Here is an 11,394-nt window from a genome sequence, read left to right on the forward strand (position 1 = left end):
TGCCGGAGGCTGCGCCGGGTGCCGCACCGGACACGGCATCGGACCCCACACCGGACGCCGTGTCCGCCCCGCCACGGCCGGTCGCCCGGTGAGCATTTCAGCCAAGCTGGGGCTCGATTCCGCATCTCTCCAGGACCGTCGATATCAAGGTAATTGACTGATTTTGTGCCCGGTCGTGACCGGATCCGACTTGTTCGAGATCCCGACAGGGGACGTTCATGCAGGTCAGCGAAGTGTGACAGAAGGTGTGTCTGGGACGTTTCATATCGCGACACGGTGGAGTGGCCTGGTGGAGAGTCGTCGCGGCCCGCTCAAGAGTGCGGTACCGTCCATCGTCGTGAGCCTTGTACGTCGCTGTTCGCGCACCGCTTGCGGCCGTCCCGCCGTAGCGACGCTGACGTACGTCTACGCCGACTCGACCGCTGTCCTCGGCCCGCTCGCCACCTACGCCGAACCCCACTGCTACGACCTGTGCGCCGAGCACTCCGAGCGCCTCACCGCCCCCCGGGGCTGGGAAGTCGTCCGGCTCCTCGACGGCTCTGCTCCCGCGCGGCCCAGCGGAGACGATCTGGAAGCGCTTGCCAACGCCGTGCGCGAGGCGGCCAGGCCCCAGGAACGGGCGGCCGAGGCCGGTGGCGGCGCGCGTACCGCGGACCCGATGGAGGTCGCCCGCCGCGGCCACCTGCGCGTGCTCCGCTCGCCGGACAACTGACACCGGGCAGCCGCGAAATCCTTCCGCCACCCGCGGCCCTCGCCTCCGCCGCCTTCCGTTCGCATGCCGACGGTAGTTTGTGGTGACCGATAGGACCTCAGAAGGGCTGGCCGTGGCTGCTGATCTGTCGCAGATCGTGAAGGCGTACGACGTACGCGGGGTGGTCCCGGACCAGTGGGACGAGCCGCTGGCCGAACTCTTCGGGGCGGCCTTCGCCCAGGTGACCGGCGCCGATGCCCTGGTGACCGGCCACGACATGAGGCCCTCCTCGCCCGGCCTGGCCCGGGCCTTCGCCCGCGGCGCGGCACGCCACGGCGCCGACGTCACCGGGATCGGCCTGTGCTCCACGGACCAGCTGTACTACGCCTCCGGCGCCCTGGACCTGCCCGGCGCGATGTTCACGGCCTCGCACAACCCGGCCAGGTACAACGGCATCAAGATGTGCCGCGCGGGCGCGGCCCCCGTCGGCCAGGACTCCGGGCTGGCGGAGATCCGCGAACTGGTCGAGCGGTGGCTCGGCTCGGGCGCCCCTGAGCCGGCCGCCCGGCAGGGGACGATCAGCCGGCGTGACACGTTGCACGACTACGCGGCGTACCTGCGCTCCCTCGTCGACCTGGACTCCCTCCGCCCCCTGAAGGTCGTCGTCGACGCGGGCAACGGCATGGGCGGCCACACGGTCCCGACCGTCTTCGACGGTCTGCCCGTCGACCTCGTCCCGATGTACTTCGAACTGGACGGCACCTTCCCCAACCACGAGGCCAACCCCCTGGACCCGGCCAACCTCGTCGACCTCCAGAAGCGGGTCCGCGCGGAGGGCGCCGACCTCGGCATCGCCTTCGACGGCGACGCCGACCGCTGCTTCGTGGTCGACGAGCGCGGCGAGCCGGTCTCCCCGTCGGCGATCACCGCGCTGGTCGCCGCCCGTGAGCTGGCGAAGAACGGCGGCAAGGGCGTGATCATCCACAACCTCATCACCTCCTGGTCGGTCCCGGAGGTCGTCGAGGAGAACGGTGGCACGCCCGCCCGCACCCGCGTGGGCCACTCCTTCATCAAGGCCGAGATGGCGAGGACCGGCGCGATCTTCGGCGGCGAGCACTCCGCGCACTACTACTTCAAGGACTTCTGGAACGCCGACACCGGCATGCTGGCCGCCCTGCACGTCCTCGCGGCCCTGAGCGGCCAGGACGGCCCTCTGTCGGCCCTCGTCGCCCAGTACGACCGCTATGCCGGTTCCGGGGAGATCAACTCCACGGTCGACGACCAGGCCGCCCGCCTCGCCGCCATCAGGTCGGCCTACGCCGGCCGCTCGGACGTCACCCTCGACGAACTCGACGGCCTCACCGTCACCGCCGCCGACTGGTGGTTCAACGTCCGCCCGTCCAACACCGAACCGCTGCTGCGGCTGAACGCCGAGGCCCGTGACGAGGCGATGATGGCCAAGGTGCGGGACGAGGCCCTGGCGATCATCCGGGGCTGAGGGGCCGTCCACCCCCACCGGGGCGGCGTCCGGGCGTGCGGGCCCCGGCCCGAGCCCGCCACGCCGCCCCCACCGGCGGTACCCTGACCAGGCACGTCCGTACGACCGCACCGACGCACCCACCCCGCCCGCCCGAAGGGAAACCCCATGCCGCTCGAAGCCGGCCTTCTGGAGATCCTCGCCTGCCCGGCCTGCCACGCCCCCCTCAAGGAGCAGGACACCGAGCTGGTCTGCACCGGGCAGGACTGCGGTCTGGCGTACCCCGTCCGCGACGGCATCCCCGTCCTGCTCGTCGACGAGGCCCGCCGCCCCGCGTGACGCAGACCCGTCCGGAAGAGGCCCAGCGCCTCGCCCGGACGGGCTCCGCTGTCCGCACGAAGACGACCCGGCGCTCGGTGCCCGATCGGGAGGCTGCCGCCCATGCTCGACGAATCGTTGCTCGACGCCCCGGAGGGGCTCGCCCAGGCCGACCGCCGCGGACTGCTCCGCGGTGCCGCCGAGGCCGGCGCCCGCGTCCGGACCGCCGCCCGGAACGCCGCCGAGGCCGGCGTGAACGGCCTCAGGCCCGACGGCCGCCCCCGCGCCGTCCTGATCGCCGGCCCCGGCGCCGCCGCCACCCACGCGGCCGACCTGCTCGGCACGCTCGCCGGCGCCGGCAGCCCCGTGACCCGGCTGGCACCCACGGGCGTGGCCTCCGCCGCCGGAGCCCTGCGCTGGGAGCTGCCCGGCTGGGCAGGCTCCGTCGACCTGCTGCTGATCGCCACCCCGGACGGCACCGAGCCGAGCCTGTCCCTGCTCGCCGAGCAGGCCTACCGGCGCGGCTGCACGGTCGTCGCCGTGGCCCCGGCGGGGACCCCGCTCGCCGAGGCCCTCGAGGGCGCCCGCGGCCTGTTCATCCCCATGGCCACGGCCCCCTACGACCACGGCGAACCCCTCGCCGGATCCGCCCCGGGCGTTCTGTGGGCGCTGCTCACGCCGTTGCTGGCGCTCCTGGACCGCGTCGGCCTGCTCACCGCCCCGCCCGACTCCCTGGAGAAGGTCGCCGACCGGCTGGACCACATCGCCGAGCGCTGCGGACCCGCCATCGTCACCTACAGCAACCCCGCCAAGACCCTCGCCGCCGAACTCGCCGACGCGCTGCCGGTCATCTGGACCGAGGGCGCCTCCGCGGGCCCCGCGGGACGCCGGTTCGCCGCCGGGCTCGCCGAACTGTCCGGCATCCCCGCGATCGTCGCCGAACTGCCCGAAGCCCTCGCCGCGCACACCGCGCTGCTCGCCGGTCCGCTGGCCGCCAGCGCCGACCCGGACGACTTCTTCCGCGACCGCGTCGAGGAGCGGCCCGCCCTGCACGCGCGCGTGGTGCTGCTGCGCGACCGCCCGCTCGCCGGCCTGACCGCCGCCCCGGCCGCCCGAGACCTGGCCCTCAGCCACGACACGCCGGTCAGCGAGCTGGAGCCGGACCCCGGCGACGATCTCGAGACCCTCGCGGAACTGATCGCCGTCACGGATTTCACCGCCGTTTACCTGGCGCTCGCCTCCGGCACCTGATCTGTCCTTGAGCGCAGACGAGAACAGACGAGAACAGCCGAGCACGCCGAGAACACCCAGAACCGCCGAGAGATCCGCAGAGAGAAGCGCATGGACCGCCTCGACAACACGATCCGCCCCTACGCCTGGGGTTCCACCACCGCCATCCCGCACCTGCTGGGTGTGGAGCCGAGCGGCGAGCCCCAGGCGGAGCTGTGGATGGGGGCCCATCCGGGCGCACCCTCGCGCACCGCACGCGGCACCCTCGCCGAGGTCATCGAGGCCGGCCCGGAGGAGGAACTGGGCGCCAAGACGGTCGCGAAGTTCGGCCCGCACCTGCCCTTCCTGCTCAAGATCCTCGCCGCCGGCGCCCCGCTCTCCCTCCAGGTCCACCCCGACCTGGCACAGGCCAAGCAGGGATACGCCGACGAGGAGCGCCGAGGCGTCCCCGTCGACGCCCCGCACCGCAACTACAAGGACGCCAACCACAAGCCCGAACTGGTCTGCGCGCTCACCGAGTTCGATGGCCTGTGCGGCTTCCGCGCGCCGAGCCGGGCCGCCGAACTGCTCGACGCCCTCGGTGTCGACTCCCTCAAGCCGTACGTCGACGTGCTGCGCGCCCGCCCCGAGGAAGCCGCCCTGCGCGAGGTCCTCACCGCCCTCCTCACCGCCGACCGCGAGGAGATGGCCGCGACGGTCGCCGAGGCCGCGGCCGCCTGCGCCCGCCTCGGCGGCGACCACGCCCCCTACGCCGGCATCGCCCGCCACTACCCGGGCGACCCGGGCGTGCTGGCCGCGATGCTCCTCAACCACTTCCGCCTCAAGCCGGGCGAGGCGGTCTTCCTCGGCGCCGGCATCCCGCACGCCTACCTCAACGGCCTGGGCGTGGAGATCATGGCCAACTCCGACAACGTCCTGCGCTGCGGCCTGACCCCCAAGCACGTCGACGTCCCCGAACTCCTGCGCATCGTCCGCTTCGAGGCCCGTGACCCCGGCATCCTGTGCCCGGAGGCGGGCCCGGACGGCGAGGAGGTCTACGACACCCCCGTCGACGAGTTCCGCCTGTCCCGCTACGTCCTGCCCGAGGGCACCGACGCCGAACGCGACCTCACCCTCGACAGCCCGCAGATCCTGCTCTGCGCGGCCGGCTCCGTCCGGGCCGGCGAACAGGACCTCGCCCCGGGACAGTCCGTGTTCGTCCCCGCCGGCGAAAAGACCGAAGTGTCCGGCACCGGCACCTTGTTCCGGGCCACCGTCGTCGTATGACCGCGTGGGCGGCGGTCCAACGTGCCGCCGCCCGGCTAACCGTCGCCGAACCGGGCTGCGACAATGACCCACCGGCCGAGGACTGGCCAAGGCCGCAAGCGAGTACGACGGCGAAGGGACAACGCGAACAGATGAGCGCGTCAGGCGGCACCAGGGCGATCATGGCGGCACTCGGCGCCAACCTTGCCATCGCGGTAGCCAAGTTCGTGGCATTCGCCTTCAGTGGCTCCTCGTCGATGCTCGCCGAGGGCGTGCACTCCCTCGCCGACTCCGGCAACCAGTTCCTGCTGCTGATCGGCGGCAAGCGGGCCCAGCGCGAGGCGACCCCGCAGCACCCCTTCGGCTACGGCCGCGAACGGTACGTCTACGCCTTCCTCGTCTCCATCGTCCTGTTCTCCATCGGCGGCATGTTCGCCATCTACGAGGGCATCGAGAAGATCCGCAACCCGCACGAACTGGAGCACTGGTACTGGCCGGTGGGTGTCCTCGTCTTCGCGATCGTCGCCGAGGGCTTCTCCTTCCGAACGGCCGTCAAGGAGGCCGACGCACTGCGCGGCAAGCTGTCCTGGCCGCAGTTCATCCGCCGCGCCAAGGCCCCCGAACTGCCGGTCGTGCTCCTCGAGGACTTCGGCGCGCTGATCGGTCTCGTCCTCGCCCTCGGCGGTGTGGGCCTCGCCCTGCTCACCGGCGACGGGATCTGGGACGGCATCGGCACGGTCTGCATCGGCGCCCTGCTCGTACTGATCGCCCTCGTCCTGGCCGCCGAGACCAAGTCCCTGCTGCTCGGCGAGGCCGCCGGCACCGACGTGGTCCGGCAGATCGAGGCCGTCATGGTCGACGGCGACACCGTCACCGGCGTCATCCACATGCGCACGCTCCACCTCGGCCCCGAGGAACTGCTCATCGCCGCCAAGATCGCCGTCCAGCACGACGACACGGCCGCCGACGTCGCCGCCGCCATCAACGCCGCCGAGGCCCGCATCCGCGACGCCGTGCCCATCGCCCGCGTCATCTACCTGGAACCGGACATCTACAGCGAGGCCGAGGCGGCCAAGGGCCCGGACCGTGAGGCCACCCCGGGGGGACCCGCCCCGCACTCCACCGGCCACTGATCCCGGCCGCCCCCGGCGACGATCACATGGCTCCGCGAACGGCCCGTGAGTCCGGACACGGACTGGGGGCCGCCGCGCTTCGCGGTGTAGCTTGGGACGGAGCCAGACGTCGCTGCTGATGGCGGTCGGGCGGCCCGAGCAGGGGCCGGCCGAGGGAGAGAGGGCCTCCGACGGACTGCGCTGCGCGCACGCGAGCATGCCTGTGTCCTTCCTAGGGCACCCCTGTGTCCGCTGCCGCGCAGGTCAGCCGTACCCACCTCGCCCCAACCCCGAGGAGCAGCACCCCATGACGACTGTCGAGAACCGACAGGACTTCAAGGTCGCCGACCTGTCCCTGGCCGAGTTCGGCCGCAAGGAGATCTCCCTCGCCGAGCACGAGATGCCGGGCCTGATGGCGATCCGTGCGGAGTACGCCGAACAGCAGCCGCTCAAGGGCGCCCGTATCACCGGCTCCCTGCACATGACCGTGCAGACCGCCGTCCTGATCGAGACCCTGACGGCCCTCGGCGCGCGGGTCCGCTGGGCGTCCTGCAACATCTTCTCCACGCAGGACCACGCGGCCGCCGCCATCGCCGTCGGCCCCGACGGCACCCCCGACGATCCGCAGGGCATTCCGGTCTTCGCCTGGAAGGGCGAGACCCTCCAGGAGTACTGGTGGTGCACCGAGCAGGCGCTGACCTGGCCGGACAGCCCCACCGGCGGCCCGAACATGATCCTGGACGACGGCGGCGACGCCACCCTGCTGGTCCACAAGGGCGTCGAGTACGAGAAGGACGGCAAGGTCCCCTCGCCCGACACCGCCGAGTCCGACGAGCACCGCGTCATCCTGGAGCTGCTGAACCGCACTCTGGGCGAGAACCCGCAGAAGTGGACCCAGCTGGCCTCCGAGATCCGGGGCGTCACCGAGGAGACCACCACCGGCGTGCACCGCCTGTACGAGATGCAGCGCGAGGGCACCCTCCTGTTCCCGGCGATCAACGTCAACGACGCGGTCACCAAGTCGAAGTTCGACAACAAGTACGGCTGCCGACACTCCCTGGTCGACGGGATCAACCGCGCCACCGACGTCCTGATCGGCGGCAAGACCGCGGTCGTGTGCGGCTACGGCGACGTGGGCAAGGGCTGCGCGGAGTCCCTGCGCGGCCAGGGCGCCCGCGTGATCATCACCGAGATCGACCCGATCTGCGCCCTCCAGGCGGCGATGGACGGCTACCAGGTCACCACGCTGGACGACGTCGTCGAGACGGCCGACATCTTCGTCACCACCACCGGCAACAAGGACATCATCCTTGCCTCCGACATGGCGAAGATGAAGCACCAGGCCATCGTCGGCAACATCGGCCACTTCGACAACGAGATCGACATGGCCGGCCTCGCCAAGGTCCCCGGCATCGTCAAGGACGAGGTCAAGCCGCAGGTCCACACCTGGACCTTCCCGGACGGCAAGAAGATCATCGTGCTGTCCGAGGGTCGCCTGCTGAACCTGGGCAACGCCACCGGTCACCCGTCGTTCGTGATGTCCAACTCCTTCGCGGACCAGACCCTGGCCCAGATCGAGCTGTTCACCAAGCCCGACGAGTACCCGACCGGTGTCTACGTGCTGCCCAAGCACCTCGACGAGAAGGTCGCCCGCCTCCACCTGGACGCCCTCGGCGTCAAGCTCACCACGCTGCGCCCCGAGCAGGCCGCGTACATCGGCGTGGAGGTCGACGGCCCGTACAAGTCGGACCACTACCGCTACTGACCACCACCGAGTCGCACCCCGCGTCTCAGCCAGGTCCTTCGAGGCAGGCCCCCGCACCCCCGTGTCGGGGGCCTGCCCCTTTCGACCGGACCGGCGGTTTCGACCGGACCGGCGGCCGTCACGCCCGCCTGCCCGTAGTGCCGAGGCGGCCGGACCACCCCGTCACACCCCAGGACCCCCATGCCCCGCGGCCGTTATTCGCTCCACGATCCGCACGATCACACCCCCCTTGCGGAAGAGCACTTCCAGTGCGCCCCCGGCCCCTCCGGCTGGCGCTACGTATCCCAGCTGACCACCCCCACGGGCGCTCATCACGGCTCCGTCGACCTTGCCCTCGACGACCTCGGCCGCCCCATCCGCCTCGAACTCCATGCGGGAGGCTGGCAGGTGCGCGGTGCCGCCCTCGACGGCGTCACCTGGGTCCGCACCGACCCCACCGGCATCCATGCCACCGAAGGCACTGTGCGCGCCCACGCCTTCACCGGCACTTCCCCCGCGTTCCTCATCGCCACCGCCCGTCTCCTGCGCCTCACCCCCTCCGCCTCCGCGACCCGCGTCCGCCTCGTGGCCTTCACGGATCCGGTCCTCGCCCCCCGCACCGTGGACCAGTCCTGGGCTCTGGTGGAAAGAGAAGCACACGCCACTGACAACGGCCCGCTGACCGTGGACGAATACCAGGTCACTGCCCTGGACACGGGCGAACAGCACACCGTGCACATCGCCGGGGACGTGGTTCTGGCAGCCCCCGGCATCGAGTTGGAGGACCTTCAGTCACCCCCGTCGGCCTTCGACTCCTGAGCCTGCGGGGCGCGGGGAAGGCCGTGTGGGGGCGAAGGAGGTTGACGGACCCGGACCGGCCGACGCGTCAGGCCGGCGGCACGAACCCGCTGCCGGGCCGCTCGGTCCGCGAAGTGTCCTCGGAGCCCGGGTGCTGCGACGGGAGGTCCGTGGACGGGGCGGCCCAGGCCGGCGGCACGAACCCGCTGCCGGGCCGCTCGGTCCGCGAAGTGTCCTCGGAGCCCGGGTGCTGCGACGGGAGGTCCGTGGACGGGGCGGCCCAGGCCGGGGTGTCCCAGGAAGCGGTGTCCTGAGGCACGGCGGGTGAAGCCTCAGCGGCGGATAGGGGAGTCCCCGACCGCTCGCCGACGCCGTACGCCGGCGGTTGCGACGCGCCGTAGGACGGCGGTTGCGGCACCGGGGAGCCGGGAGCACCGGGCGCCGCGCCGGACCCGGCGACCGGGACGCCGGCCCCTCCGGCGGAAGCACCCGTCGCCGAACCGCCGAACGCGCGCCGGGCCTCACGCGCCTGCCGCTCCTGCAGCACCGCCGCCAGATACATGGCCGGCGGAACCTCGCGCGGCGCCGGAGTCCCGGTGCGGGCGGCGAGATCGGCAGCGAGCCGTTCGGCCATGCTCCAGCCGACCTGCGGATCCAGGGACTGCATCCGCGTCAGGTACTGCCGGACTGCCAGCCACAGCCCATCGGGAACCGCCGACAGATCGAGAGCGGAGAAACGCCCCGCCAGCCAGGGCGGCGGCGGAGGCACCGCGGTCGCCTGCCCGGCCGGCACCCGCTCCCGTACGACCAGGGTGCCCGCGAACACGTCACCCAGCCGACGCCCCCGCGACGACACCAGCGAGGCGATACAGGCGACGACCCCGAACGTCAGCAGGATCTCGACCACACCGATCGCCCCACGCACGAGCGCGTGCCGGAACCGGATCGGCCCGCCATCGTCCCGGACCACCCGCAGCCCGCATGCGATCTTCCCGAGCGACCGCCCGTGGCTGAGCGTCTCCACGGCTATCGGCCCCCCGACCAGCACGAGCAGAAACGCCGCGATCGACACCGCGATCCGGGCGGCCTCGTCCAGGGAGGCCGTGGACGCCATGAGAGCCAAGGACACGGCGATGTAGACCATCACCGTCACCACGAGGTCGAGCAGCACCGCCAGTGCCCTGCTGGGCAGCCTCGCCGGGCGCACCTCCAGCGCCACGGCCTCACCCGTCACCAGCTCACTCACGCCCGTCGTCCTTCCCCTGGCCCGCCCCGAGAACGGCCAGTCTGCCAAGCTGAGGGCGATCGCGCCGCAGTAGGACAAGCTGACACAGCCGACGAGTTGTCGAACAACCAGCCGAGGAGCAGGCAGACACGATGGACCTGGACGTCTTCGTCTCCGCCCACCGAGCGGAATGGGACCGCCTCGGCACCCTGCTCCGCCGCCGACGCCGGCTCACCGGCACGGAGGCCGACGAACTCATCACCCTCTACCAGCGCACCGCCACCCACCTCTCCCTGATCCAGTCCAGCGCGCCCGACCCGCAGCTGACGGGCCGGCTCAGCCAGCTCGTGGCAGCCGCGCGCAGTGTCGTGACCGGGACACGCCGCGCCTCGTGGCGGGATGTCACCCGCTTCCTGCTGGAGGGCTTCCCCGCGGCGGTCTACCGAGCCCGCCACTGGTGGGTTCCCACCGCGCTCCTGTCCACCGTCGTCGCGGCGCTCCTGGGATGGTGGATCGGGACACACCCCGAGGTGCAGGCCGCGATCGTGGCCCCGGGTGAGCTACGGCAGCTCACCCGCCCCGGCGGCGAGTACGAGACCTATTACTCCAGCCATCCCGCGGCGGCCTTCGCCGCCCAGGTCTGGACGAACAACGCCCAGGCCGCCGCGATGTGCCTGGTCCTGGGCGTCTTCCTGGGACTGCCGGTCCTGTGGATCCTCTTCCAGAACATGCTCAACCTGGGTGTGGGCATCGGCCTGATGTCCTCGGCAGGCCGGCTCGACACCTTCCTCGGCCTCGTCCTGCCGCACGGTCTGCTCGAACTGACGGCGGTCTTCGTCGCCGCCGGTACCGGGCTGCGCCTCGGCTGGACGGCCATCGATCCCGGCCCCCGCTCCCGCCGCACCGCTCTCGCCGAAGAGGGCCGAGCCGCACTGGGCATGGCGATCGGCCTGGCCCTCGTCCTCTTCGTCTCCGGCGCCATCGAAGGCTTCGTCACGCCGTCGGGCCTCCCCACCTGGGCCCGCATAGGTATCGGGATCGTCGCGGAGCTGGCCTTCCTGGCCTACGTCTACGTCCTCGGCGGTCGAGCGGCACGGGCCGGCGGTACAGGGGACGTTGCGCCAACCGAGCGAAGCGCGACCGTGCCGACGGCCGCCTGATGTGCGTTTGGGCCCGCCGAGCTGCTACTCTCCTCTTCGCCGCACCGGACCCGTTGACACGGGTCGGGTGGGGAGGTAGATTCAAACAGTTGCCCGGAGATGGACATGGTCCACGAGGGTGACAGTGAGCATCTATCTGCTTCTGTTGCATGTCGATGAGATCGATCATGAAGAAGCCTCTCCCGATGAATCGGAAACGAGGGCCGGTCAGACCGACTCAAAAGTTCTGATAAAGTCGGAGCCGCCGGAAAGGGAAACGCGAGAGCGGAAACCTGGAAAGCACCGAGGAAATCGGATCGGAAAAAGATCTGATAGAGTCGGAAACACCGAAGGGAAGCCCGGAGGAAAGCCCGAGAGGGTGAGTACAAAGGAAGCGACCGTTCCTTGAGAACTC

11 protein-coding genes are annotated in these 11,394 nt (G+C 71.4%); 10 read left to right on the top strand and 1 reads right to left on the bottom strand.

Annotated elements, in window-relative coordinates:
- Window positions 1–289: 289 nt before the first annotated feature.
- The 8 genes from ACFY3J_RS19295 (at window position 290) to ACFY3J_RS19330 (ending at window position 8,636) form a co-directional block, all read left to right on the top strand.
- Entirely contained in the window at window positions 290–712 is a 423-nt protein-coding gene (locus ACFY3J_RS19295) for a DUF3499 domain-containing protein (protein ID WP_141360459.1), read from the top strand.
- 112 nt (window positions 713–824) lie between these two features.
- Complete coding sequence (locus tag ACFY3J_RS19300; RefSeq protein ID WP_384179161.1) at window positions 825–2,189, top strand: phosphomannomutase/phosphoglucomutase; 1,365 nt, start codon at window positions 825–827, stop codon at window positions 2,187–2,189.
- Window positions 2,190–2,336: 147 nt separating this feature from the next.
- Window positions 2,337–2,507, top strand: a complete 171-nt coding sequence (locus ACFY3J_RS19305; RefSeq protein ID WP_141360461.1) for a Trm112 family protein — start codon at window positions 2,337–2,339, stop codon at window positions 2,505–2,507.
- A 102-nt stretch (window positions 2,508–2,609) separates the two neighbouring features.
- Window positions 2,610–3,737 (top strand): SIS domain-containing protein, encoded by a 1,128-nt coding sequence (locus ACFY3J_RS19310; RefSeq protein ID WP_384179164.1) that lies wholly within the window; start codon window positions 2,610–2,612, stop codon window positions 3,735–3,737.
- A gap of 90 nt (window positions 3,738–3,827) precedes the next feature.
- Window positions 3,828–4,982, top strand: coding sequence for a mannose-6-phosphate isomerase, class I (gene manA, locus ACFY3J_RS19315; RefSeq protein ID WP_390841325.1), 1,155 nt, complete (start codon window positions 3,828–3,830; stop codon window positions 4,980–4,982).
- Between the two features lie 131 nt (window positions 4,983–5,113).
- Window positions 5,114–6,094, top strand: coding sequence for a cation diffusion facilitator family transporter (locus tag ACFY3J_RS19320; RefSeq protein ID WP_390841326.1), 981 nt, complete (start codon window positions 5,114–5,116; stop codon window positions 6,092–6,094).
- A gap of 286 nt (window positions 6,095–6,380) precedes the next feature.
- Window positions 6,381–7,838 carry an adenosylhomocysteinase gene (ahcY, locus tag ACFY3J_RS19325; RefSeq protein WP_384179170.1) on the top strand — a complete coding sequence of 486 codons (1,458 nt, stop codon included), beginning with the start codon at window positions 6,381–6,383 and terminating at the stop codon, window positions 7,836–7,838.
- A 180-nt stretch (window positions 7,839–8,018) separates the two neighbouring features.
- Complete coding sequence (locus ACFY3J_RS19330; RefSeq protein WP_384179173.1) at window positions 8,019–8,636, top strand: hypothetical protein; 618 nt, start codon at window positions 8,019–8,021, stop codon at window positions 8,634–8,636.
- 67 nt (window positions 8,637–8,703) lie between these two features.
- On the opposite strand, the gene ACFY3J_RS19335 is transcribed toward ACFY3J_RS19330, so the two are convergent.
- Window positions 8,704–9,861: an RDD family protein gene (locus tag ACFY3J_RS19335; protein ID WP_390841327.1), complete on the bottom strand. Its 1,158-nt coding sequence runs from the start codon at window positions 9,859–9,861 to the stop codon at window positions 8,704–8,706.
- 131 nt (window positions 9,862–9,992) lie between these two features.
- Here ACFY3J_RS19335 and ACFY3J_RS19340 point away from each other — a divergent pair, with 131 nt between their 5' ends.
- Both ACFY3J_RS19340 and ACFY3J_RS19345 read left to right on the top strand, forming a co-directional pair.
- Window positions 9,993–11,000 carry a stage II sporulation protein M gene (locus tag ACFY3J_RS19340; RefSeq protein WP_384179177.1) on the top strand — a complete coding sequence of 336 codons (1,008 nt, stop codon included), beginning with the start codon at window positions 9,993–9,995 and terminating at the stop codon, window positions 10,998–11,000.
- A gap of 124 nt (window positions 11,001–11,124) precedes the next feature.
- The gene (locus ACFY3J_RS19345; RefSeq protein WP_390841328.1) at window positions 11,125–11,388 is read left to right on the top strand and encodes a hypothetical protein; all 264 of its coding nucleotides are present in this window, start codon (window positions 11,125–11,127) and stop codon (window positions 11,386–11,388) included.
- Window positions 11,389–11,394: the final 6 nt, after the last annotated feature.

Source organism: Streptomyces sp. NPDC001231 (assembly GCF_042896885.1).
Taxonomy (GTDB): domain Bacteria; phylum Actinomycetota; class Actinomycetes; order Streptomycetales; family Streptomycetaceae; genus Streptomyces.